Genomic DNA, 24,318 nt, shown 5'->3' with positions numbered 1-24,318 from the left:
TTGTCTGCCGAGAAAAATGACTTTAAGATGAACTTGTTTTTGGATCTTCCCCGATTCGACACAACATTTTTAAATGATTAATTTGCTTTATTTCAAGGACATCTGTTGATGTCCTTTTTTTTCTATATTTTTTAGTAAAACATTATTTTGGTGCAAACTTACTATCATGGTGCAGCTAATGACAACTTAACACTCAAAAATAAAAGTAAAGTCTTTATAATCAGCACCTTGAATTGCGGCTTGAGTTTTGCATTTAGGCTTTGTCTTCAATAAAAAATGTTAACTATGTCAATTCAAACACCTATACGTGGCCTGCGCTCATTTTGCGTAGCGTCAAAATGTTTAAGTTTTAAACATGCAGCCTCACAATTATTTTTAACACCTTCGGCAGTTAGCCATCAAATAAAACAACTAGAATCACAATTAGGGATCGTTCTATTCAACCGTGGCACCAGAACTATTGAGCTTACCAGTGCTGGAAAACAGTTTTATCAGTCGATTCAACCGATAATTAACCAGTTAGAGTCGACCATATCAGAATTCACTCAAAAGCAACAAAATCAGACTATTGTCATCAGTTTGCCGGAATTTTTTGCTAGTGAATTATTTATTCCTCGGTTATCAGAGTGGTCTGAAAGCAACCCAACCATTAACCTGCAACTCGAAACCGTAAAGTCTGGGAGTGCGCCATCACAGTCGGCAGACTTATCTATCGTACTTACCAATGGCAAACCAAACGCAAAAATAGTGCAAGAGCTATTTCCAATTCGATATGCACCAGCGTGTAACAAGAGACTTTATAAGAAGTTAAAAAATACCGGCTTTGCCGCTTTGAAAACTACGCCGTTAATTTTACATAGATCGCGTCCCTGGTCTTGGCATCAATGGGCTGACAAAAACAATGTTGATGATTTTGATCCTAAACAAATCATTCAATTTGACAGTATGTTTGGCGTCGCAAGAGCTGCACAGCAAGGCATGGGAATAGCATTAGTGCCATTACCAATGAGCAAAGCCTGGTTCAGCGAACAGCTATTGGTAAAGTTGTTTGACGAAGAATTAAATACCAACGATAAATATTATCTTATTCAACATGAAAATATGGATAACCATACCGAACTGACTTTGTTCGCAAAATGGGTAAAACAAACTTTCACTATTTATGATGAATAAAAATTTAATGTCTAATTTTATTTATCATAAATAGCTCAACACACAGTTATTAACCGTTAATTTTTAATAGAACAACATTGATGAACTTGTACTTTTAAAGCACTGAAGTACAAGTGAATTAAATTCACTTGATAGGTGTATTCTAATCGTTTGTCAGTCAATACACAGCACTTTATATTAGCCCTGTATCAATTTGATGCGCAACGAATATAGAGAAAACAAGATGAAGAAACTTACATTGAAAAACACCCTATTAGCCACTTTGTTATTAAGTGCCACTCATACCACTTTCGCCAATGATGAAATATTTCAAGTAGCGATAGTAAAAGGTGCCATCGGTACGTCAGACCTTACAGAAGGTAAAGTTGAGTCTGGCATAAAGAAGTTAACCGCTAACAAAAAAAATCAAGATTTTTATGCTAATAAAATGAACTTGTGCGTTGCATATTTGCAATCTAAATCTAAACATAGCGATAAGACTGAAACAGTCTGTACTGAAGCTATTACTAGTTTAGAGTCTGTAGAACATAAGAGTAATAGAGTTAAGTATTTAACAGCTTTAAATTACAGTAACCGTGGTGTCGCTCGTTATAGAAAAAACCAGATAACGGCTGCTTTAAAAGATTTTGAATTTGCCGTTGAAATGGACAAAAATCCAATCACATCGGGTAACTTACAAAAATTTAAAAGACTGTTACCTATACAGCAAGTAGAGAGCACATCAGAGTTATCTGATTAATTCCTTACAATTCATACTAGGAGCCTAAAATGATCTTTAATCTTATTCATGCCATCAGCTCAACAATGCAGCTTATAATTGAAATTAAGCATATATCAATTAGTCAGTGGGACATTGAATAAAAAAGCAACATTACTCATTACGATAGCTTATCAACGCATCCGTAGTTTAATGAATAATGTCAATTCACCCATACAACGCAGCTAAATAAAATGTCGTAAGAACATGACTTAGCTGACGTTGTAATCAACCAAAATCAAATAAAATCAACTCTCTAATTATTTTAATATCGAAACTTCCATAGCATAAAAATACAGCATACTAAAAAATTCCCTCCCCCAATATATCTACGCTGACAAAGGGCTAGGCATATATGACTTTATGTGCATAATGTACGCCTCCCATACTTTATTTCCGTAATCAAAATGATAAAAAAGTCCGCTATATGATAAAAGACATTTCTAACTTACAAGTTAAATTGCAAGCCTTACTGGCATCGCAGCAAAGCCTTTATACTCAAGGAAAAGTAGCCGACTATATTCCAGCCTTAGCTGAAGTTAGTGCAAAAAAAATGGGGGTATGTGTTACCACTATAGACGGTAAATGTGTTGGCGCTGGCGACTATCAAGAAGCCTTCTCCATTCAAAGTATTTCGAAAGTCTTTGGTTTGGTAATGGCAATGAAGCGAATCGGAGATGAATTGTGGGATAGAGTAAATATGGAGCCATCTGGGCAACCCTTTAATTCTATTATTCAATTAGAGTGGGAAAAGGGTATTCCTAGAAATCCAGTGATAAATGCTGGTGCATTGTTGGTGGCTGACGTACTAGTTAGCCACTTTTCTTCTAGTAAATTAGCTTTTTTAAGCTTTATGCGCAAGCTAGCTCATGATGACTCAGTATTTATCGATAATCATGTTTACCAGTCAGAATTAGCACATGGTAATCGTAATGCTGCATTAGCGTATTTAATGAAAAGTTTTGGCAATATACAGGCGGAAATACCCGATGTGTTGAGCCATTACTTTACTCAATGCGCTGTTGCAATGAGTTGCGAACAATTAGCGACAAGTTTATTGTTCCTAGCGAATAAAGGTGTTGACCCGAGAACTAAAAAAATAATTTGTTCGCCAAGAGATGCTCACCGCGTTAACGCAATATTATCAACCAGTGGCATGTATGATCAGTCAGGACAGTTTGCTTTTTCGATTGGTTTACCTGCTAAAAGTGGCGTTGGTGGTGGTGTTATTGCGATTGTGCCTAACTACGGCGTAATTTGTACTTGGAGCCCGCCTTTAAACTCTTTTGGTAACTCAGTCATTGGCACAAACTTAGTGGCTTGCCTAGCCGAGGAGTTGGGTTTATCTATTTATCATTAACGTTAGTGTGAATATTACTGGCCAAAAGTTCAGCAAGTCTTTTGGTATAGTATTGGTAAGCAAATGGATGATAGTTAACTGATAATTTATTCATAAAGCCGTGTAAGTATTCGCTTTGCTCTATTGTTACTGTTGATTTTTTTCCTAACTCGACTCGCAGGTCCTCTATTGAAAAATGTTGTTCTGCGCGAGGTAAAATCATCGTGATAGGTATGTGGGGGGTTAATTGGGTCATATGACGAATTTGGCTGCTATAAAAGCAAATAGCCGTTGTACTTTTCTCTGCACTACTTTTCTCTGTACTACTTTGCTCTGTATTACTTTGTTGGCCATGTAACTGCCATATGGCACTGCCGCCAACACTAAAACCCACCAATAGCTTAATGCCAGTTACTGCCAACAGTTTTTGTTCAAGCTTTTTAACATAGCCTTCTAAAGTAACGTTTTTAATAAAATATTGATAAGCATCTTGCTCACAAGAAAATAACGCAGGTTGTTTATGATAAGGGCCAATCATATGCCATTCAACAGCAAGCGAATCCGCTTCTGACAGTAATTGTTTAACATGCGTTATAGCTTGCTGGCAGAAGTGTTCAAACTCATCAGTTAAGCCAAAGATATCAGCGACAAAAATTATATTCAACTCACCACTCCATTAAACACTATTCCATTAAACAATGACTAATAGCTAAACTGGAAATATTTTTAGCAAATCACTGCTTTAATTATGGTAGATATTTGCACGCTTTTTTACATTTTGAAAGCTCAAATGGGCTAAGTACTAGAAATAGCCGGCGCTACCCGTTAGAATCTAGCGCATAGAAATTTTAATTATCAGCAACGAGACGTATTCAGATGGGCAGAGCATACCAAAACCGTAAGTTATCAATGGCTAAAACTGCGGGCCAAAAAACTAAAGTTTATTCAAAGTACGGTAAAGAAATTTATGTACTAGCAAAAAATGGCGGTGTTGACCCCGATGGCAACCTTTCTTTGCGCCGCACTATTGAAAAAGCAAAAAAAGACCAAGTTCCTACACATGTTATTGAAAAAGCATTAGAAAAAGCTACAGGCGTCGGCGGTGAAGATTACGTAGAATCACGCTACGAAGGCTTTGGCCCTGGTAACTGCATGGTAATTATTGACTGTTTAACTGATAACGGTAATCGTACGATTAAAGATGTTCGCCAATGTTTTACTAAAACTTATTCAAAAATTGGTTCATCAGGCACAGTTTCACACATGTTTGATCATCAAGCCGTATTTGCTTTCAAAGGTGAAGACGATGAAACGGTATTAGAGAATTTAATGATGGCTGACATCGATGTAACTGATGTTGAGCTTGAAGACGGTATTATTACGGTTTATGCCCCTCATACTGAATTTTTTAAGCTTAAAACCGAATTTGCCGAAAACATGGCTGATGTTGAACTAGAAGTTGAAGAAATTACGTGGGTTCCACAAACCTATACTGAAATTTCTGGTGAAGATGACTTAGCTAATTTCGAAAAATTCATCAATATGCTAGAAGATTGTGATGACGTGCAAAATATTTATCACAACGCAGAACTACCTGAAGAAGAATAATACTCATTAAACACTTATGAATTTAAGGCATCTTATTGGATGCCTTTTTTATATTCAGGATGAAGGTTTCTCCATGACCACATGAGTTTGAAGTAATGGTGTTTTCATGCTATTAAAAATTTGTTTATTCCAAGTTAATTAGAAAGGTTGACCATGATTGATTTTCGCTCAGATACCGTAACTCGTCCCAGTAAAACTATGCGCAATGCGATGGCAAATGCCGAAGTCGGTGACGATGTTTATGGCGACGACCCAACAGTCAACGAACTCGAATCTTGGGCAGCAAAACGACACGGTTTTGCTAATGCCATGTTTTGCAGTTCGGGCACCCAAGCGAATTTATTAGCACTGATGGCACATTGCCAACGAGGAGATGAATACCTTTGTGGTCAACAAGCCCATAACTATAAATTTGAAGGTGGCGGCGCGGCTGTATTAGGCTCCATTCAGCCTCAGCCGATCGATAATGAAAAAGATGGTACGTTATGTTTCAAAAAACTGGCTGCCGCCATCAAGCCTGATGACTCACACTTTGCTCGCACGACATTACTGAGTATTGAAAACACCATTAACGGCAAAGTGCTTTCGCTGGAATATATGGCACAAGCACGTAAATTTACACAGCGAAACAACCTAGCATTACATTTAGACGGAGCACGAGTCTACAATGCGGCCTGTGCATTAAATGTCGATATTACTGAGATTTGCCAACACGTAGATTCGATGTCTATTTGCTTATCAAAAGGACTTGGTGCGCCGATAGGTTCAATATTATTGGGCTCAGAAGCGCTAATAAAAAGTGCTAAGCGTTGGCGGAAAATGGTCGGTGGTGGTATGCGACAAGCCGGAATTATTGCCGCAGCAGCAAAAATAGCACTGGAACAAAACCCAGAAAAAATACAACAAGATCATGACAATGCCAAATATTTAGCCCATGCTTTAAATCAGCTAGATAACATTTCGGTAAACGTAGCCCAAGTTGAAACCAATATGGTATTCGCGACATTCACTGAAGAAATTGATATGGCAGACTTAGTGGAACAACTTAAGCACCAAGGTATATTGTTATCTGCTGGCAATCCTATGCGCCTAGTCACTCATTTAGATATTAATCAATCGGATATAGATAACTTTATTCAAGAGTTGAAACGGACATTAACCAAAAGTAGCTAATGTCGTTAAATGTATTCATTCGCAGAGGTTGGATTAAACGCTAAGGAAAATATCGGGTATAAAAACCTAGTAGTAGCGCTAAAATTTACGGTGGGTTAACTGACGGATTAACCCATATTAAACTTAAATTTGTATTGATTATTACCAGCGGATGTTTTTTATTTCGCCAGTTTTTCAATCATAGTATTTACCGCGGTTAAATGCTCAGGGTTGTTATGGCACATGCCCTGAAAAACCGCACAAATATCCAAAAAGTCCGGTAATTCAGTTCTTTGGGCTAACTTCATTAAACGTTTTGTTAAGCGCAGTGAAGCCACAGGCTTAGCCGCTATTTCGTTGGCAAGCTCGTTCACTCTTGCGATTAAATTTTCAGGCTCAACAACATCCAATACGACACCGATTTCTTTTGCCTCTGACGCATTGATTACACGACCGGTAAAAGTTAACTCGGCCGCTTTTTGATAACCTATTAACCGCTGCATAAACCATGCGCCGCCATCGCCAGGAATAATCCCTAAGTTAACAAAGGTTTCGCCAAACTTAGCTTTTGTCGAGGCTATTCTTATATCGCACATATTGGCAATATCAAAACCTGCGCCTATTGCAGGGCCATTCACTGCGGCAATCACGGGTACTTCTAATTTGTGCAAGGCTAACGGTATACGCTGAATCCCTTCTCGATAACGTCTTTCTAGGGTTTGCACATCACCGGCAAAATCACCCGCGCGATCTGCCATGTCTTTGATATTTCCGCCAGAAGAAAATGCCGAACCATCACCGGTTATAATCAACACCGCAATTTCAGGTGTACGATTAATCCATTCAACTGTATTCACAATATCATCGGCTATTGCCGTGCCCGTTAATGCATTTCGGACGTCATGGCGATTAAACGTCAAGGCAACCACTTTATTACTGAGCGTTATTTTGCTGTCGACTAATTTAGGTAGAGAACTCATTTTTACCTCACGGTGCTATTTAATAAATTTTATTAATATTTAGATTAATATTTGGATTTTTCAGAAATTTTCACTTGTTGCCAAAAGGATTCAAGTTCGTCTAAAGAGTGTTGCTCAAAGCTTTTATCGGTCTTATTCACTTGTGCTTCAACACCATGAAACCTTTTGGTAAATTTATTGTTCGCTTGGCGCAACAACGCTTCAGGATCTTGCTTAGCGTGTCGACATAAGTTAACCACTGCAAACATCAAATCACCTAACTCTTCCGCTAATGCGCTATCGTCACGATGTAATTCTGCTTTAACTTCTAAAACCTCTTCTTCAACTTTAGCAAAAACATCATCAATATTGTGCCAATCAAAGCCGACATGCGAGCAGCGTTTCTGAATTTTTGCGGCTTGTGACAATGCCGGCAAGTTACGTGGAATATCAGCCAAAACACTTAAGTTGCTGTCATTGTTTTTATGCTGACGCTCCTTTACTTTTTCATTTTCCCAATTAGCTTTAACTTCAACGTCAGATTGGAAATCACTACTGGCAAAAACATGTGGATGACGGCGAATTAATTTTTCACAAATCGCGCTCAACACGCTGTCAAAATCAAAACGCTTTTCTTCCGCGCCAAGTTGGCTATAAAACACGACTTGAAACAGTAAATCACCCAGCTCTTTTTCCAACTCAGTAAAATCTTCTTGCTCAATCGCATCTACTACCTCGTATGCCTCTTCAATAGTATGAGGAATAATAGAAGCAAACGTTTGCTTTAAATCCCAAGGGCAGCCAGTTTCAGGGTTGCGTAGCTCAGACATTATCCAACGGAGTTTTTCTATTGAAGGTTCATCATTAAGCGTTATCAAATATCACATCCACTTTAGTATTGTTTTTTTCAGTTGCATTTACAATCTGTACTGTTGCCTTATAACCAGATGTAATGATTCCAGCAACTCTTTTCCATGGTTTTGATAAATGCTGTTGAGCCACTAATTTGCCACTTTCATCATAAAAATCCAATAACAATGAACCACTCAGAAAACTATCAAGGGATTGGTGCTGAATGAATAACTGCTCATTGATGTCGAAATGTTGAGTAATATATGGCTCCAATAAAATATTGTTCTTCAGTGTTAATCTTAAACTACCTTTTTTAGGAACTACGCCAGCAACAGGAAGCTCTGCTCTTAATGAATCAATATATTGTTGTTGATTTTCATTTTCAATATTTTCAACTTCTTCTTCGGAGTAAGTTTTTATTTCTATTGTCGGAATAGTACTTTCATAATTTACAATGTACTCAACAGCACCATCACCTTTATAAATTTCAGTGACCATACTCTTGGTTGTCTCGGATAGATGTGCAACTCTACCTGAACCACCAACAGAACTAGGTGAGAACAACATCACCCTACCATCAGAAGCAGTCCATTCAGTTAATGAATCACCATCTTGACATAACGATAGATTCAGTGGGTTGATTTCTTCAAATTCAGGTAAATAATTACCATTAAAGGTATTTTCAATTTCAAATAACTGCTTCATTAATTTTACAGTCATTAATGCATCAGATGACGCTGAGTGTGCATTAGAGGTACTGATAGAAAATGCTTCGCATAGCTCTGTTAGCTTCATGCTTTTGGTCAATTTGAATGTAGTATTTGCATATTGCATTACACACAAAGCTTCATTATCCAATTTTATATTAGCATCGCTTGCGATTGCACTGTTATATATTGCTTCAGTATCATATGGAAGGTTGTATCCTGCAATGCGTCTGCCTTGTATCGCCAGTAATAGTTTTTCCGTAATTGAACTAAATGATTCAACATTACTCAATTCGCTTTCAGCAATGCCATGAACCTTAGTTGCACTTCGTTCAATGGCGATACTTGGTTTGATTCTTTCTGATAATAGGATATTTTCATTCATATCCACTACTGCAATTTCAATAATCTGATAGCCTTCAGACAAACCCGTAGTTTCAGTGTCAATTACAACAAATGAATTCAAGTAGTCGATATCACTTTCATCTGAATTAGATGCTTGTGGTTCTATATCAGAGGGTTCTGGTTTTTCTTTAGATTCAACAACTACGGTCGGTTTATCTTTTTTCGACGACTTACTAATTAAAACAACAATTAAAATTATCGCAACTATGGCTATTACTATCACTGTATTCACTAACGACTCCTTCATTATTTTTAATTTATAAAGTTACAAACTTATTACCCGTGAAACTTTGCATTCCTCTTCGATAGTGTGAGGAATGATAGAGGTAAAGGTTTGCTTTAAGTCCCAAGGGCAACCGGTTTCAGGGTTACGCAACTCAGACATGATCCAACGAAGTTTTTCTATTGAAGGGGTTTCATTTAACATTTTTAAATTCACTTATTGCTTGTTAGTTTTACTTTATTTCTCATACAGAATTCATTCAACTCTTTTTCAAAATTATCTTGAGAAGCTGCTTCAAAAAACATAGGGATAACCAAAAGTTTTCGGTGCTCCATTGGAACTACTTCGTAAAATGTGTATTCATATGAATCTGTAATAGACCCATATTTTATATATATTTCCTTCACAATACTGATATCTATAAATTTGTTGTTAAGTTTAATCACGCCATCGGCTAGATTCACTTCTAATTTTCGATACTTAAACCAGAGATAAACTGGACAGATTACAGATAAAGGGATAATGAAAGGAGCCGTATAATAGGCGATAATTTTGTATAAATAGTGGCTTTTATTCGTCTGAATATCAGGATGTTCAAAAACAAAATAAGATAGGTAAGCTATTAAGATCAAAATGAGAAAATAAGCGTACTTAACAAAAAAGTAACTTGTGCTTTTTTTGAATTTCATCATTCATCAGATCCCTGAATATTAATAACTATACCGTGACAATTTGTATTCTTCTTCGATTGTGCTGGATGTGATGGATACAAATACTTTTTGAAGCCCCATGGACAGCCAGTTTCACGGTCGCGTAACTCAGACATAATCTAGCGAAGTTTTGCTATTGAGGGTTTGTCGGTCAACATTTTATAATATCCTATCTATTTAACTTGCCGCTATATATCTACTACTTATGCTCACTAATCTAGCTTCCTAATTCATTGTATTAAGTCAATATATTACATTCTTTAAAATTAAGATATCAGCGGTTCGTTATTGTATGTTTTTTGTACTAAACTTCTAGGGTGAATAAAACATGCAGTAAAAATAAACTTTACAAAAGGAAAGTAATTATGAGAAAGGCTATCATTTCTAGCTTAGCTTTTTTGTTAACTGTAATGCCGTTTATTATTGATGCAGAAGAAAAAAAGCCTAAAAAATTAGCAAACGTTGAGTACATGTCAATTACCTATACCGACTTTAAACCCGGAAAAGCAGATAGAGCAATGGAAATAATCAAGAACCACTATTTCCCAGCATCTAAAACAGCGGGAACTCAAGTACCTTATATTATAAGGCTACAAAGTGGTGAATGGGATATGGCCACAGCATGGACTTTAAAAGACGGTTATTCATCAATGGAATGGGAAATATCTGCCGAAGGAATAAAGTGGATGGAAGCATTCAACGAACAAGAAGGTGCAGAAAAATCAAAAGAAATTAGAGATGAATTTAATAGTTTAATCCAAAGGAGTAATCACGTAATAGGTTACCACCCTATTGATATTAAATAATTCAATAGTGGAAATGTCAGCCCATTTTTTAGCTTTACTTTCATGAGAGTATCGACGAGAAATTTTCTGAAAAATGTAATAGCAACCCATTACAGGGTTGCTTTGCTCAATCATGGTACTTAAGTTTGTCTCTTCAGTGCTTATAGTTAATACAACCTAACTTTACTAGCTATAATCGTTTAACTTCAGCAACATCATCCAACTGTTTTAATTTGGCTAATAATCGCGTTAACGCTTCATTATTGGCTATTTCTACTTTAATTGTCATGCTCATGCTTTGCTTAGCATTATCAGTGTTACTTTCAATACCAATAATACTGACTCTTTCATTAGAAATAATTGTCGATATATCTCTGAGAAGCCCCTGGCGATCACCACCAATAATGTTAATACTGACTTGATAACTTTGCTTGCTATCAATGCCCCATTGAACTTCTACTTCACGTTCTGGTTGTTGGTTCAATGCGTTTGCGAGTTGTTCGCAGTCAACTCGGTGTACCGAAATACCCCGCCCTTGAGTAATAAAACCTGAGATGTCATCACCCGGCACAGGTTGACAACATTTAGCCATGTGGGTCAATAAGTTGCCAACACCTGAAACGGTAATCCCGTTGTTATCGCCGGCTTGTGTGTCAGCTTGTTGAGGCTGTCGGATTAAACTTTGTGGATCAATTTCTACCTCGGGTTTTGATTTCTCATTTTCCTGTTGTAAACAATGAACCACTTGTAGCAAACGTGTATTACCAGAGCCTATCGCGGCAAGTAAATCATCCTTGGTAGTAAAGTTAAAACGCTCTATTGCCGCAGATAAATCGACTTTAGCTAAAGATAACTGTAATTTCCCTAATGCTGTTTCTAACATTTCTTTGCCAGCTGCAAGATTTTTGTCTCGATCAAGTAGCCTAAAAAAGTGCTGCACTTTAGCCCTAGCACGCGGTGTATGTAGGTAGTTTAAGCTTGGGTTTAACCAATCTCTACTTGGGTTTAGTGTTTTACTGCGCAGTACTTCAACTTTATCACCCGTTTGTAAGGTATGAGTAAAGGGCACAATTCGGCCAAACACTTTTGCACCAATACAACTATGCCCAACATTAGAATGGATATAGTAAGCAAAATCGAGTGGTGTAGCGCCACTCGGTAAATCGACCACATCTCCACTAGGCGTAAATACATAAATACGGTCTTCGAACACTTGGCTGCGCAGTTCCTCAAGTAGCTCGCCACTTTCTGACACATCTTCTTGCCACTGCAAAATTTTTCTTAACCAGCTAACTTTTTCATCAAAACCTGAAGTTTTACCACTAGCATTACCTTCTTTGTAACGCCAATGCGCAGCGACACCTAGCTCAGCGTCATCATGCATTTGCTGGGTTCTAATTTGTATCTCTATTGTTTTGCCTTCTGGACCGACAACAACCGTATGAATTGACTGATAGCCATTACTTTTTGGCGTAGCAACATAGTCATCAAATTCTTTCGATAAATGCTTCCAACTGGTATGAACTAAACCTAATGCGCCATAACAACCTTGAAGTTCATCAACAATAATACGGACCGCGCGCACGTCGAATAACTGCTCAAAATCCAACGACTTTTGTTGCATTTTTTTCCAAATGCTATAAATGTGTTTTGGTCGCCCATAAACACAACCTTTTATACCCGACGATTTTAATTGCTGCGAAATATTATCAACGAAATCGGTCATGTAACGTTCTCTGTCGAGACGTTTTTCAGCAAGTTGCTTAGCTATTTTTTTGTAGACATCGGGGTGTAAATAGCGAAACGAAAGATCTTCTAATTCCCACTTTAGCTGTCCAATACCTAAACGGTTGGCTAAAGGCGCATATATATTACTGGTTTCTTTAGCCGCTAAAACGCGCGTTTCTTCATCACTATTCTTGACTAAACGTAAGTGACACAAGCGTTCTGCAAGTTTGATGACAACCGCTCTAACATCTTCCACCATAGCCAGTAACATGCGGCGAACATTATCAATTTGATTAGCACTAACTTGGCTCGACTGTGATTGATGTAAGGCTTTAATTGCCTCCATTTGTCCTACGCCCTTGCAAAGCATGTATATTTTTTTAGAGAAGTTTTCTTCAATATATTCCATGCTGATACATTTGTATTCATACAGAGGACAGATAAAGGCAGCGCATAATGAGTCGGTATCAAGATTTAAAGCGGAGAGAATTTCCACCATCTCTAAAGATTTAATCTGGCAAGGCGTTTTGTCATCAAATAAGTCGCTGACTTTTTGATACAACTTTTCTAACGCCGCTTTCTTGTCATCATCTAATTCAAGCGCAACTAGCCATTGTTCAAAACTTGCTTGTGACATTTGATGCGACTTACGTACAGAAACCATGGAACTCCCTACCTCTGATTCAATTTCCCGCCAACACTTATAAGCTAAACATTACCATAGTTTCAACATGCTTTGTTTGCGAAAACATGTCCATTAAGGCAATTTTTTCTATTTTATAACCATGATCAATAAGCAATTTTGCATCACGAGCCAAGGATGCAGGATCGCAGCTAACATAAAGTATCTTGCTAACTTTAAAAGTCAATAATTGCGTTAGCGCTTGATACGCTCCAGCCCTAGCGGGATCCAGTAGTATCTTGGTATATTTCTGCTGCGCCCAAAGTTCATTTTGCCAATCACTGTTTAAATCAGCTTGGTAAAATTGACAATTACTTATGCCATTTTTTTGGGCATTTGCTTGTGCCTTATCGACCATAGACGCAATACCCTCGATGCCAACAACAGTCGATACTTTTTGAGCCATCGGTAAACTAAAATTACCTAAACCACAAAATAGATCTAGTACAACATCGCTTTCATTTAGCATAAGCCATGCTTGGGCTTGCTCAACCATTTTATTATTGACGAGATGATTTACTTGGATAAAGCTATCGACAGAGAATTCAATTTTTATTGTATCAGTTAATGTATAAGATAATGTTTTATCTTCCATCAAAGGAGTCACGCTTTTACCGTCGTCAAAGTAAACTAACCAGTCATTTTTACTAGCAAAGTTCATCCAAAGCTGTTTATCTTTTGCAGTCAGTTTAACTAATTGGCGCACCAAAACCACATTGACATTGGCGGCAATAATCTCAATGTGACCGATTGCATTTTTCCCTGACACTTTTGCTAAAATATCTTTTAGTTCAGGAAATATATTATTAAATGCTTCAACAAGTACTGGACAAGATTTAATTTCAGTTAAATGACTACTCTCACGCTGGCGGAAACCAACAATGGGTTCTCCACGTTTATTATATTGCACGCCAATTCTTGCTTTGCGGCGATAGTGCCATGGTTCACTCACAATAGGGTTTTGCCACGGCATAGGTTCATTGAGCGCTTGGCGAGAAAATAATTTCGTTATTTTATCTTGCTTATAACTTAGCTGCGACTGATAGTCCATGTGTTGTAAGTTACAACCACCACACTGAAAATAATGACGGCACTTAACTTCTGCGCGATTAGGACTAGCCGTTATAATTTGTAATAACTTTGCTTTTGAGAACTTACTTTTTTGCTCATACAGCTTAACTTCTAATGTTTCATTAGGCAGCGCACCTTCAATGAAAATTGGTTTTTTACCCTGAAAAGCGACGCCGCAGCCTTGTTGATCAAGGTGACTAACGTGAACAGTCAATTGTTGTTGAACTTGCGTTTTTTTGGGGCTTGCTTTAAAAAAATTTGCCATAGCTATCTTAGTTTGCCATCAAAGAGCAGCATAAATTGTCTATTAGCTGCCATAGTGAACGATTATCTATTTGGTATTAGTCACAATTGTGCCATTATAGCGTTATTCACCCAAATATTTCACACTAAAGTTCAGCAAAAAATGCATAAAATAAGCCTGAAAGATTGGGTGATTTTACTTACGATCGTTCCGACGACCATAATCAGTTTACTTGTTGCTGGCTACTTATCCTATAGTCGCTATAGCGAACTCGATCAGTTTATATATCAACGTGCCACTAGCATAATATCTCCTCTTGCCATCAGCAGTGCCGAACCACTATTAGAGAAAAAAAGAAACAGCTTAAGAAGCTTAATAGGGTTCAGTCACCGTAGTCAGTCTGACATTATTAAAAGCATTGCCATATTTACCAAAGACAACCAAATTTTTGTCACTAGCGCTTATCACGGTGACACTCATACATTGCGAATTAAAGCGGGGCAAAATTTGCCTAAAAGAATTCAATATGACGACTATGATGACTACCTTATATATCGTGCCCCTATAATTGACGAGTTTACGACACAAAACACTAACTCTGCCTTAGACATGAATATAATTGGTTATATCGCTATACAAATAGACAAGAGTACGATTAAGTATGCTCAGCAACAGCTATTAATAACTGTATTTTTTATTCTACTCGCTGGCTTTATCATCAGTGCGCTGTTTGCATATAAACTCATTAATAGTGTAACCCGTCCAATATCATCTATGGTACTGGCTATCGATCGTATTAGAGAGGGTAAAATCGAAAGCCGAATTAGCGGTCAACTTGTCGGCGAGCTTAACTTCCTAAAAAATGGTGTTAATGCCATGGCTCAATCTTTAGGGGATTATCAAGATGAGATGCAACGAAGTATTGACCAAGCCACGATAGATTTACGTGAAAGTTTAGAGCAGTTTGAAATTCAAAACGTTGAGTTAGATATCGCAAAACGCAAAGCTCAAGATGCCAACAAGGTAAAGTCTGAATTTTTAGCCAATATGAGCCATGAGTTACGCACACCTCTAAATGGCGTTATTGGCTTTACCAGACAAGTATTAAAAACCCCCTTAAGCGATACGCAGCGCGATCATTTACAAACAATTGAACGTTCAGCTGCCAGCTTGTTATCTATTATTAATGATATTTTAGACTTTTCTAAACTTGACGCGGGTAAAATGATCATTGAAAACATTCCATTTTCCATTCGTGAATCCATCGAAGAAACTCTAACTTTACTAGCACCTAGTGCCCATAAAAAGCATATAGAATTATCATTACGCGTTAGCCCCCAGTTACCTGACTCTCTTATTGGAGACGCTATGCGGATCAAACAAGTGATGGTTAATTTAGCCAGTAATGCCATTAAGTTTACTGATAAGGGTTCGGTAGACATCAACCTTGAAGGCAATGTTATTGGCAATAACCTTTATAGAATTAGAGTTACAGTCCAAGATACGGGTATTGGTATTCACAGCCAGCAACAAAACTCAATATTCGAAGCCTTTGGCCAAGGAGATAAAAGTGTTACCCGCATTTATGGAGGAACCGGTTTAGGGTTAGTTATATCACAGCGTTTAGTCTCAGAAATGCAGGGTAACATTGGCTTTGAAAGTATAGAAAGCCAAGGTTCAACCTTTTGGTTCACATTCCAGTGTGAGTTAAACACAATACCCACTGTACAGTTACCAGCCCCAGAGAGTCTCTGTGGTAAGTCAATATTATATTATGAGCCTCATGCCGCTAGCCATTTAGCAACAAGTGAAATATTAGCTGGTTGGAAAATGAAAACCACATGTATTAGTCAACGTAGTGAAATGGATCTTCTGCTTTCAAATAAGAAAATGCTAGCCTCTTTCGACTTTGCCCTTATAGGACATGACGTTACGCCATCAGCTCTAAATGACGTAAAAGAATTTATCTTTGCCCTCAAAGACATTATTCCTTCAATTCATCTCGCCATTAACAGTAATTCTCCTAGTTTACATGAAGCTCTAATTTCAAGCGGCGCTAAAACTTGTATTAGTAAACCAATAACTATGCAGCGCCTAAGCAAAACACTTGTTCCAACATTAACTTCAGAAAGTAATAATTTAATTGAAATCTCAGATCAAAAAGTGCCGATAAAAGTGCTAGCAGTAGATGACAATGAAGCCAATTTAAAATTGATAAAAGAATTACTACTCGAACAAGTAAATGATGTCACCACAGCTACCGACGGTGCTAAAGCGGTAGATTTATGCCGCAATGAAAAATTTGCACTTATTTTCATGGATATACAGATGCCTGTTCTAGACGGTATTTCTGCCCTGTCTATTATTCGTCAACAAACACTTAATGAGCACACGCCAATAATCGCTGTGACCGCACACGTCTTCGGAGAAGAAAAAGATAAATTACTCGACAATGGCTTCAACTCATTTATTACAAAGCCTATTGATGAAGGCATGCTTCACCATAGTATTTATGAGTATTGTGATTCGACATTGCTCGCTAGTCGTCCAGAACTTATTGTACCGCTACCGGGGCCTGTTGTTATCAGCTCTAGACCACAAATTATTGACTGGAAACTCGCATTACAACGAGCCGGACATAAAAAACCCTTAGCCAAAGACATGTTTATTGGCTTGGTTAATAGCTTGCCAGAAACCAAAGCAAATATTTCTGAAGCACTTATCTCGCAAGATATTGAACAACTAAAAGTGTTAATACATAAACTTAATGGAGCTTGCTGCTATTCTGGTGTACCCAGTCTAGGGAAAGTAACTCATGAGCTTGAAACGGAATTAAAAAGAGGTATTGGCTTAGATGACTTACAGCCGGAATTTTTTGAGTTTTTTGAGCAAATCGATTTGGTACTAAATGATGCAGAAGAATTCATCAAAAAAATATAGTATAAAACGTAAAATTTGAAGTCAATTTTTTAGAGAAAAAGTTTATAAAATTAACGTACTTTTATATCTGGTGAAGTATTAATGTCCCCATCTTCGGTGATCACTGCAACGCCTGAGTTACACATTAACACCGCTAGACTGTGCCCTTGCTCGTTACGCACAAAACTTAGTTCATAGCCAAACTTACCTAAACTACTAGCAGAGAATTTTTGCGCCAACGAGAGCTTAGACCACCATATTGATTGCTCTGGTGGTTCTTGACGCCTATCTACAATAGGATATTTTTGTGTCTGCATAACAACTCCCAACTCTACAACTGCGGATTAAAAATTCAATCAGCTTCATTCAAGTATAGAACATATATTATTGCTAGGTCATAATTTTTTAGCGTTATTAAAGACCGCTACATATCATGCTGTTGTGGTTAACTATTTTGATAATATGACAAAGGCTGTTGCATATTTCACCTCATCAGAAAGCGATATATGCCATGTATTGGCCCCTAAGCTTTCGGCTAGCGTTAACGCCCTTGAACTTAACACAAGAGTCGGTTGTCCAGATACAAGCGATACGATATCAAAATGTTGGAATGATACTCCATTAGCAATACCGGTACCTAGTGCTTTAGCCGCAGCTTCTTTCCCAGCCCAGCGCTTTGCAAGAAAACGCTCAGGCTGCTTTAGCGTTAAATAGTGTTGGTATTCTTGAGTTGTTAAAACCCGCTTTGCTAGACGCTGCTGAGCATTTTCAGACATTTTAGCGATACGGCGAATATCAACTATATCAGTACCAATTCCCACAACCGACAAATTTTAATCCTCTGCAGAGCTAAGTTACGCTAATCCACGCGCTTCAAGCATTAAACGTTTCATATCGCGAATGGCTTTATCTAAACCATCAATTACCGCACGGGCAATAATGGCATGGCCAATATTGAGCTCAATTATTTCAGGTATTGCTGCTATTGGCTTCACGTTGAAGTAATTAAGTCCATGACCTGCATTAACTTTTAAACCTAAAGCATGCGCATACTCAATACCTTCAACTAAGCGTGCGAGCTCTTGTTGTTGCTCTACTTCATTTTTTGCTTCGGCATATTGCCCAGTGTGAATTTCGATATAAGTTGCTTTACTGATCAGCGCAGCATCAATTTGTTTTTTGTCTGCATCTATAAATAAGCTAGTTTGTATCCCTGCGTCAGCCAATCTAGCTACTGCAGCATTAATTTTATCTTGCTGACTAGCAACATCTAAACCACCTTCAGTGGTTAATTCTTCTCGTTTTTCTGGTACTAAACAACAAAACACCGGTTTTACATCACAGGCAATATCCAACATTTCATCGGTAACAGCCATTTCAAAATTCATACGCGTATGTAATGTTTCTTTTAATACATAAATATCTCTGTCTTGGATATGACGACGATCTTCACGTAAATGCACAGTAATACCATCCGCTCCTGCATGTTCTGCAACAGACGCCGCATAGACTGGATCAGGATAGTTAGTACCCCGCGCTTGTCGTAAGGTGGCAATATGGTCTACGTTTACGCCTAATAAAATATCTTTCATATTCAATCCTAATTATATCTAATTTATATTTTAACGTTTAAATTTCGTTATGCTTTCTTACTAAATAATTTTCGGCTATTCAGAGGTACGCCATTGAGTAAGTGATTAATGACCTGTCTCATCAAATTTTTAAATGTAATAAGTACTGCTGGCGTCGATAAGTCCTGCTGTGCAATAGCTTGCAGATGCAGTCGGTCATAACAAGGCTGCTTTAACTTTGTATAGGCTGGGATAAAGCCTTCATCTGGAAGGTAATAGAAGCCCTCAGCACTATGCTCAAATACTAATGAAAAATCAAAAGAAATACCCAACTCTTCCATTAGCGTCAATTCAAATTCACGTAAACAAATTTCAATATTACTCGCTTCAGTTAAAGACTTTAAGCAAATTATATATTGTTGAAAAAGCTCGTCACAGGCAATATTTTCGCCAAGTAATTTAACCAATAATTCATTAATATAAAACGCACTGAATAAAGCATTTTTTTTTAAAAGAAAAGATTTTCCAATCGGCTCTACACGAATCAAGCTTTTTAGGCTTTGCTGCCCCTTTAAGGTAACGTTAATCGGTAAAAAAGGCTGTAGTAACGCCTTACGACTCGATTTTGTTGAGTGGCCGACATAACTTAACGCCGCCAGCTTACCATCGTGCTCAGTTAACAAATCAACTAACAGCTGATTTTCTCGATAAGGTCGAGTATGAAGAACAAAAGCTGACTGGGTAATTTCTTGCATCTACATTCCAAGTTAGTTCAATTGTTATAACTGATCACTTAGTGAGGATTTGAAGATAAATGAAAATAGGTGCTTTGTTCCTGATCAAACGAAAGCCCCTATTTTTGTACCAATTTGATTAATCAACTTGGTATTATATAGGCTAAGCCTTAAGATTAACGATGTAAAAAATAACAAGTCGAAAATCTAACAAACTAACCCGAGTAATCATCGCCGTAGCCTAAGCTTCTTAAAGCGCGTTCGTCATCTGCCCAGCCGGACTTAACCTTAACCCAAGTTTCTAAAAAGACTTTCCGTTCAAATAGATTTTCCATATCTCGCCTAGCTTCTTGGCCAATGACTTTCAGTTTCTCGCCTTTGTTACCAATAACCATACGTTTTTGAGTTGTTCTTTCCACCAATATTAGCGCGTTTATATGCAAAATACCTTTATCGTCAATCTTAAACTGTTCTATTTCAACAGTGGTTGAATAAGGTAATTCATCGCCCGTAAAGCGAATTAACTTTTCACGAACAATCTCAGAGGCCATAAATCGACTTGAGCGATCAGTTATATAGTCTTCAGGGAACCAAAAGTCACCCTCTGGTAATGCATTGAAGCAAATCTTCTTGATAGCATTAACGTTTTCACCTTTACTCGCTGAAATCGGCACAATATCAGCGAAGTCATGCATGGCACCCAGCTTCTGTAAATGCGGCAGTAAAGTGTCTCTATCCTGTATATTATCAATTTTATTAACCACTAATACACAAGGCGCACCACTATTTTTAATTTTTGTCAGTACCATTTCATCATCCGTTGTCCAATGAGTACCTTCCACTAAAAACACCACGGTTTCAACTTCTGCTAAGGTACTACTGGCTGCACGGTTCATCAAACGGTTAATCGCACGTTTTTCTTCTGAGTGAAGACCTGGGGTATCAACTAAAACAGCTTGATTATTGCCCTCAGTTAAAATGCCTAATATGCGGTGTCGGGTCGTTTGTGGTTTACGTGACGTAATACTGACTTTTTGGCCAAGTAAAGTATTCAGTAATGTAGATTTACCAACATTTGGACGGCCAACAATGGCAATAAGACCGCAATGATTTTGTTCTTTAGTCATGATTAAATTATCAACTTAATTGTCAAACAAGTTATTTAACTTGTTCGATTAATGCTAAAACCTGCAAAGCGGCTGATTGCTCAGCTTTACGTCGGCTACTGCCTTTAGTAATCACTTCATTCTCAAGCACGCTTGTTGTACAACGCACAGTGAACTGCTGATTATGTGATTGCCCCGTGGTGTTAATTACATCATATTGTGGCAAAGGAATTTTTCGTCCTTGCAAGTATTCTTGTAAACGTGTCTTTGGGTCTTTTTGTTCATTACCGGGTTTGATATCGGTTAAGCGCTTTTCAAACCAGCTGAGAATAAGTGCCTGACAAGTTGGCAAGTCTGAGTCTAAATAAACCGCACCTATGATAGCTTCAATGGCGTCTTCTAGAATCGAATCTCTTCGATGACCACCACTTTTTAGCTCACCTGGCCCTAAAATTAAGTATTGTCCTAAATCAAACGCGCGACCAACCTCAGCTAAAGTTACGCCTCTAACCAGACTTGACCGCATGCGTGTTAAGTCACCTTCGGCTTGTTTTGGAAATTTTTGATATAAAGATTCGGCAATAACAAAACCTAAAATAGAATCACCTAAAAACTCTAAACGCTCATTATGCGCACCTTTAGCACTTCGGTGCGTTAGCGCTTGTAATAATAATTTTGGCTCTTCAAAACTATAGCCGATTTTTTTTGATAGCCGTGTGATAGCGGCAGGAGTATGTAACACAGTTATTCAATTCCACCAATTCGAGAAAAACGCACGCTTGTTGGTATCCAACGAGGTAAGAAGCTATCAGGTTCACGATCAAAATCAAAACTCATCCAGATAGCAACCGCCTCACCGACTAAGTTTTCTTCAGGAACAAAGCCCCAAAAGCGACCATCTAAGCTATTATCGCGATTATCGCCCATCACAAAGTAATGCCCTTGAGGGACAGCAAACTCATTCGCTTGTGTACCACCTTGCTTGAAATAATGCTGTATACGCGGCAGTATTTGTTCATTAACTAGTAAGTCGTGAGTTTTCTCACCCATAGTTGAGGTGTAACGTGTTAATGGCATGCCTTGATCGTTATAATCAGTTTTATTTTTAAATGTTTGTTCTACTTGTTCAAAATCTGGACATTTTTCGTCTGAAGGTAAACATGCAGGTTTGATGTATAAAATTTTATTTTTATAAATGACTCTATCACCCGGTAAACCGACCACGCGTTTAATGTAATCAATTTGTGGGTTTTGTGGATATTTGAATACCACCACATCACCCCGCTCAGGTAAGCCAACTTCAATAAACTTGTTACGTAAGACAGGATCGCGTAAACCATAGTTAAATTTATTAACTAAAATAAAGTCGCCATCAAGTAATGTTGGCATCATAGAGCCAGACGGTATTTGAAACGGTTCGTAAATAAATGAGCGTAATATCAATACAAAAGCAATAACGGGGAAAATTTGCACAGGTGTATCAATAAAGTAAGGCGCATCAAGAATTTTATCAACAACGTCGTCGCTTAACTCTCCCTCGCATTGTGCTTGCGTAGCCGCCAGTTTTAACTGTCTTTGCGGCGCTAAATAAAATTTATCAGCTAGCCAAATAATACCGGTAATTGCGGTAACAATGACTAAAAATATTGAAAAGTAAACTGCCATATTATTCCTGTCTTTTAGTAATACTAATTTGACTCATTAAGTGTACTGCTTGTTAATGAGTCAAATTAGATAATTATTTATCTAATTTAAGCACGGCTAAAAACGCTTCTTGTGGCACTTCTACATTACCTACTTGCTTCATACGTTTCTTACCATCTTTTTGTTTCTGTAGTAATTTTTTCTTACGAGAAATATCACCACCATAACATTTTGCGGTTACGTTTTTACGAAGCTGTTTGACCGTAGTACGAGCGATAACATTGTTACCAATGGCCGCTTGAATAGCGATATCAAACATTTGACGATGAATCAGTTCTTTTAGTTTTTCAACCAACATACGACCACGGGCAACTGAGTTTGCGCGATGCGTGATCATGGCTAAGGCATCAACTCTATCACCGTTGATCATAACATCAACACGTACCATGTCTGCTGCTTCAAAACGAACAAAGTGATAATCTAATGAAGCATAACCGCGACTGGTCGACTTTAATTTATCAAAGAAGTCCATGACCACTTCGGCCATGGGTAATTCATAAGTTACCGCGACTTGATTACCGTGATAAATAATATCTTTTTGCACACCACGTTTTTCTATACACAAGGTAATAACATTACCTAAATGCTCTTGAGGTACCAAAATATTCGCTTGCACTATTGGCTCACGAATTTCTTCAATATTATTCGTTGCCGGTAAGTCGCTAGGGTTATCAATAGAAATGACATCACCGTTGGTACAAGCAATTTCGTAATTTACGGTCGGGGCTGTCGTGATTAGATCAAGGTCGTATTCACGCGCAAGACGCTCTTGGACAATTTCCATGTGCAACATGCCCAAGAAACCAATACGGAAACCAAAACCTAATGCAGATGAGTTTTCAGGTTCAAAAAATAACGATGCATCATTTAAGCTAAGTTTATTCAAAGCGTCTCGGAAGTTTTCGTAATCATCTGAACTGATCGGGAAAATACCGGCGTAAACTTGCGGCTGAACCTTTTTAAAGCCTGGTAAAGCCTTATCAGCTTCTTTTTTAAAGATAGTAATAGTGTCACCTACCGGTGCACCATGAATCTCTTTAATACCCGCAATAATAAAGCCTACTTCACCAGCTTTTAATATGCCTGTGTCTTTTTGTTTAGGCGTAAAAATACCAACCTTGTCGATTATATGGTTTTGTCCTGTCGACATAACCACCATTTTATCGCCTTTTTTAACTTGGCCATTCATAATTCGAACCAATGACACTACGCCTTGGTAATTATCAAACCACGAGTCGATAATAAGTGCTTGTAGTGGCGCATCGGGGTCACCTTCTGGCGCAGGAATATTTTCAACAATCGTTTCTAAAACATCCTCAATACCTAAACCCGTTTTTGCAGAACATGTAACTGCGCCGGTAGCATCGATACCGATAATATCTTCAATTTCTTCACTGACACGCTCTGGATCGGCTTGTGGCAAATCGATTTTATTTAAGATTGGAATAACTTCCAAGTCCATTTCAAGTGCGGTGTAACAGTTTGCAACTGTTTGAGCTTCAACACCTTGACCAGCGTCAACCACCAGTAAAGCACCTTCACAAGAAGCTAATGAACGGGACACTTCATAAGAGAAATCAACGTGACCAGGCGTATCGATAAAGTTAAGTTGGTACACTTCACCGTTTTTCGCTTTATAGTCCAAGGTAACACTTTGCGCTTTAATGGTAATACCACGTTCGCGCTCAATATCCATAGAATCAAGTACTTGGGCTTCCATCTCACGTTCTTGTAGACCACCACAATGTTGTATTAGGCGATCTGATAGCGTTGATTTACCGTGATCAATATGGGCGATAATAGAAAAATTTCGAATATGTTTCATAAATGGAAAGTCAAATAAGCTTGTAGTTAATTCAATAATGGCGAGATTTTAGCTAATTTAGCGC

23 protein-coding genes are annotated in these 24,318 nt (G+C 37.8%); 7 read left to right on the top strand and 16 right to left on the bottom strand.

The features are described from left to right. Nucleotides 1–291 precede the first annotated feature (291 nt). The 3 genes from B5D82_RS12065 (at nucleotide 292) to glsB (ending at nucleotide 3,290) form a co-directional block, all read left to right on the top strand. Nucleotides 292–1,173 (top strand): LysR family transcriptional regulator, encoded by an 882-nt coding sequence (locus B5D82_RS12065; RefSeq protein WP_094122876.1) that lies wholly within the window; start codon nucleotides 292–294, stop codon nucleotides 1,171–1,173. Between the two features lie 223 nt (nucleotides 1,174–1,396). Further along, on the top strand, nucleotides 1,397–1,912 hold the full coding sequence (locus tag B5D82_RS12060) for a hypothetical protein (protein ID WP_081151833.1): 516 nt from the start codon (nucleotides 1,397–1,399) through the stop codon (nucleotides 1,910–1,912). A gap of 445 nt (nucleotides 1,913–2,357) precedes the next feature. Then, complete coding sequence (glsB, locus tag B5D82_RS12055) at nucleotides 2,358–3,290, top strand: glutaminase B (protein WP_081151831.1); 933 nt, start codon at nucleotides 2,358–2,360, stop codon at nucleotides 3,288–3,290. Here glsB and B5D82_RS12050 read toward each other — a convergent pair. Then, nucleotides 3,277–3,933, bottom strand: coding sequence for a hypothetical protein (locus B5D82_RS12050; RefSeq protein WP_081151830.1), 657 nt, complete (start codon nucleotides 3,931–3,933; stop codon nucleotides 3,277–3,279). The two genes, glsB and B5D82_RS12050, sit on opposite strands and share 14 nt — an antisense overlap. Before the next feature lie 212 nt (nucleotides 3,934–4,145). Between B5D82_RS12050 and B5D82_RS12045 the strand changes: the two genes are divergently transcribed. Together B5D82_RS12045 and ltaE are read left to right on the top strand one after the other, a co-directional pair. After that, nucleotides 4,146–4,877 (top strand): YebC/PmpR family DNA-binding transcriptional regulator, encoded by a 732-nt coding sequence (locus B5D82_RS12045; RefSeq protein ID WP_081151828.1) that lies wholly within the window; start codon nucleotides 4,146–4,148, stop codon nucleotides 4,875–4,877. A 153-nt stretch (nucleotides 4,878–5,030) separates the two neighbouring features. Next, nucleotides 5,031–6,050: a low-specificity L-threonine aldolase gene (gene ltaE, locus B5D82_RS12040; RefSeq protein ID WP_081151827.1), complete on the top strand. Its 1,020-nt coding sequence runs from the start codon at nucleotides 5,031–5,033 to the stop codon at nucleotides 6,048–6,050. A 158-nt stretch (nucleotides 6,051–6,208) separates the two neighbouring features. Here the strand turns inward: ltaE and B5D82_RS12035 are convergent, their stop codons facing one another. Genes B5D82_RS12035 through B5D82_RS12020 form a run of 5 tightly spaced genes read right to left on the bottom strand, consistent with a single transcriptional unit; the run spans nucleotide 6,209 to nucleotide 9,867 of the window. Then, nucleotides 6,209–7,009 (bottom strand): enoyl-CoA hydratase-related protein, encoded by an 801-nt coding sequence (locus B5D82_RS12035; RefSeq protein ID WP_081151825.1) that lies wholly within the window; start codon nucleotides 7,007–7,009, stop codon nucleotides 6,209–6,211. Between the two features lie 44 nt (nucleotides 7,010–7,053). Beyond that, nucleotides 7,054–7,866 carry a nucleoside triphosphate pyrophosphohydrolase gene (gene mazG / locus B5D82_RS12030; protein ID WP_281255925.1) on the bottom strand — a complete coding sequence of 271 codons (813 nt, stop codon included), beginning with the start codon at nucleotides 7,864–7,866 and terminating at the stop codon, nucleotides 7,054–7,056. Beyond that, nucleotides 7,853–9,184 (bottom strand): 3'-5' exonuclease, encoded by a 1,332-nt coding sequence (locus B5D82_RS12025; protein WP_157673892.1) that lies wholly within the window; start codon nucleotides 9,182–9,184, stop codon nucleotides 7,853–7,855. The genes mazG and B5D82_RS12025 overlap by 14 nt, the downstream gene beginning before the upstream one ends. Nucleotides 9,185–9,217: 33 nt before the next feature. Further along, a complete protein-coding gene (locus B5D82_RS19905) occupies nucleotides 9,218–9,379 on the bottom strand; it encodes a hypothetical protein (RefSeq protein WP_216628990.1) in 162 nt (53 codons plus the stop codon). An 8-nt stretch (nucleotides 9,380–9,387) separates the two neighbouring features. After that, a complete protein-coding gene (locus B5D82_RS12020; protein ID WP_081151822.1) occupies nucleotides 9,388–9,867 on the bottom strand; it encodes a hypothetical protein in 480 nt (159 codons plus the stop codon). A 383-nt stretch (nucleotides 9,868–10,250) separates the two neighbouring features. Here B5D82_RS12020 and B5D82_RS12015 point away from each other — a divergent pair, with 383 nt between their 5' ends. Beyond that, entirely contained in the window at nucleotides 10,251–10,691 is a 441-nt protein-coding gene (locus B5D82_RS12015) for a hypothetical protein (RefSeq protein ID WP_081151820.1), read from the top strand. Between the two features lie 169 nt (nucleotides 10,692–10,860). Here B5D82_RS12015 and relA read toward each other — a convergent pair whose 3' ends face one another. Then, on the bottom strand, nucleotides 10,861–13,062 hold the full coding sequence (relA, locus tag B5D82_RS12010; protein WP_081151819.1) for a GTP diphosphokinase: 2,202 nt from the start codon (nucleotides 13,060–13,062) through the stop codon (nucleotides 10,861–10,863). Nucleotides 13,063–13,099: 37 nt separating this feature from the next. Continuing rightward, nucleotides 13,100–14,416: a 23S rRNA (uracil(1939)-C(5))-methyltransferase RlmD gene (gene rlmD / locus B5D82_RS12005; protein ID WP_081151817.1), complete on the bottom strand. Its 1,317-nt coding sequence runs from the start codon at nucleotides 14,414–14,416 to the stop codon at nucleotides 13,100–13,102. Nucleotides 14,417–14,470: 54 nt separating this feature from the next. Between rlmD and barA the strand changes: the two genes are divergently transcribed. Next, nucleotides 14,471–17,335 carry a two-component sensor histidine kinase BarA gene (barA, locus tag B5D82_RS12000; RefSeq protein ID WP_245807462.1) on the top strand — a complete coding sequence of 955 codons (2,865 nt, stop codon included), beginning with the start codon at nucleotides 14,471–14,473 and terminating at the stop codon, nucleotides 17,333–17,335. A gap of 50 nt (nucleotides 17,336–17,385) precedes the next feature. On the opposite strand, the gene B5D82_RS11995 is transcribed toward barA, so the two are convergent. From B5D82_RS11995 to lepA, 8 genes are all read right to left on the bottom strand, one after another. Continuing rightward, on the bottom strand, nucleotides 17,386–17,631 hold the full coding sequence (locus B5D82_RS11995; protein ID WP_081151816.1) for a hypothetical protein: 246 nt from the start codon (nucleotides 17,629–17,631) through the stop codon (nucleotides 17,386–17,388). 132 nt (nucleotides 17,632–17,763) lie between these two features. Next, entirely contained in the window at nucleotides 17,764–18,144 is a 381-nt protein-coding gene (acpS, locus tag B5D82_RS11990) for a holo-ACP synthase (RefSeq protein WP_081151814.1), read from the bottom strand. Between the two features lie 24 nt (nucleotides 18,145–18,168). Beyond that, nucleotides 18,169–18,906, bottom strand: coding sequence for a pyridoxine 5'-phosphate synthase (gene pdxJ / locus B5D82_RS11985; protein ID WP_081151812.1), 738 nt, complete (start codon nucleotides 18,904–18,906; stop codon nucleotides 18,169–18,171). 47 nt (nucleotides 18,907–18,953) lie between these two features. Further along, a complete protein-coding gene (gene recO, locus B5D82_RS11980; RefSeq protein WP_081151810.1) occupies nucleotides 18,954–19,640 on the bottom strand; it encodes a DNA repair protein RecO in 687 nt (228 codons plus the stop codon). Nucleotides 19,641–19,834: 194 nt separating this feature from the next. Beyond that, a complete protein-coding gene (gene era, locus B5D82_RS11975) occupies nucleotides 19,835–20,746 on the bottom strand; it encodes a GTPase Era (protein WP_081151809.1) in 912 nt (303 codons plus the stop codon). Between the two features lie 31 nt (nucleotides 20,747–20,777). Then, a complete protein-coding gene (rnc, locus tag B5D82_RS11970; RefSeq protein ID WP_216628989.1) occupies nucleotides 20,778–21,467 on the bottom strand; it encodes a ribonuclease III in 690 nt (229 codons plus the stop codon). A 2-nt stretch (nucleotides 21,468–21,469) separates the two neighbouring features. Next, nucleotides 21,470–22,390 (bottom strand): signal peptidase I, encoded by a 921-nt coding sequence (gene lepB / locus B5D82_RS11965; protein WP_081151807.1) that lies wholly within the window; start codon nucleotides 22,388–22,390, stop codon nucleotides 21,470–21,472. Between the two features lie 73 nt (nucleotides 22,391–22,463). Next, a complete protein-coding gene (gene lepA, locus B5D82_RS11960; RefSeq protein ID WP_081151805.1) occupies nucleotides 22,464–24,254 on the bottom strand; it encodes a translation elongation factor 4 in 1,791 nt (596 codons plus the stop codon). Nucleotides 24,255–24,318 lie beyond the last annotated feature (64 nt).

Source organism: Cognaticolwellia beringensis, assembly GCF_002076895.1.
Taxonomy (GTDB): Bacteria; Pseudomonadota; Gammaproteobacteria; order Enterobacterales; family Alteromonadaceae; genus Cognaticolwellia; species Cognaticolwellia beringensis.
The sequence above is the reverse complement of the archived record's forward strand: the minus strand, read 5'-3'. Positions and strand labels throughout refer to the sequence as shown.

Excerpts from the sequence above, each read along its gene's own strand:
- B5D82_RS12035 (WP_081151825.1), bottom strand. The coding sequence starts at position 7,009 with ATGAGTTCTCTACCTAAATTAGTCGACAGCAAAATAACGCTCAGTAAT.
- B5D82_RS12020 (WP_081151822.1), bottom strand. The coding sequence starts at position 9,867 with ATGATGAAATTCAAAAAAAGCACAAGTTACTTTTTTGTTAAGTACGCT.
- rlmD (WP_081151817.1), bottom strand. The coding sequence starts at position 14,416 with ATGGCAAATTTTTTTAAAGCAAGCCCCAAAAAAACGCAAGTTCAACAA.
- B5D82_RS19905 (WP_216628990.1), bottom strand. The coding sequence starts at position 9,379 with ATGTTAAATGAAACCCCTTCAATAGAAAAACTTCGTTGGATCATGTCT.
- lepB (WP_081151807.1), bottom strand. The coding sequence starts at position 22,390 with ATGGCAGTTTACTTTTCAATATTTTTAGTCATTGTTACCGCAATTACC.
- lepA (WP_081151805.1), bottom strand. The coding sequence starts at position 24,254 with ATGAAACATATTCGAAATTTTTCTATTATCGCCCATATTGATCACGGT.
- B5D82_RS12060 (WP_081151833.1), top strand. The coding sequence starts at position 1,397 with ATGAAGAAACTTACATTGAAAAACACCCTATTAGCCACTTTGTTATTA.
- relA (WP_081151819.1), bottom strand. The coding sequence starts at position 13,062 with ATGGTTTCTGTACGTAAGTCGCATCAAATGTCACAAGCAAGTTTTGAA.
- B5D82_RS11995 (WP_081151816.1), bottom strand. The coding sequence starts at position 17,631 with ATGCAGACACAAAAATATCCTATTGTAGATAGGCGTCAAGAACCACCA.
- recO (WP_081151810.1), bottom strand. The coding sequence starts at position 19,640 with ATGCAAGAAATTACCCAGTCAGCTTTTGTTCTTCATACTCGACCTTAT.
- B5D82_RS12015 (WP_081151820.1), top strand. The coding sequence starts at position 10,251 with ATGAGAAAGGCTATCATTTCTAGCTTAGCTTTTTTGTTAACTGTAATG.
- B5D82_RS12045 (WP_081151828.1), top strand. The coding sequence starts at position 4,146 with ATGGGCAGAGCATACCAAAACCGTAAGTTATCAATGGCTAAAACTGCG.
- glsB (WP_081151831.1), top strand. The coding sequence starts at position 2,358 with ATGATAAAAGACATTTCTAACTTACAAGTTAAATTGCAAGCCTTACTG.
- era (WP_081151809.1), bottom strand. The coding sequence starts at position 20,746 with ATGACTAAAGAACAAAATCATTGCGGTCTTATTGCCATTGTTGGCCGT.
- ltaE (WP_081151827.1), top strand. The coding sequence starts at position 5,031 with ATGATTGATTTTCGCTCAGATACCGTAACTCGTCCCAGTAAAACTATG.
- pdxJ (WP_081151812.1), bottom strand. The coding sequence starts at position 18,906 with ATGAAAGATATTTTATTAGGCGTAAACGTAGACCATATTGCCACCTTA.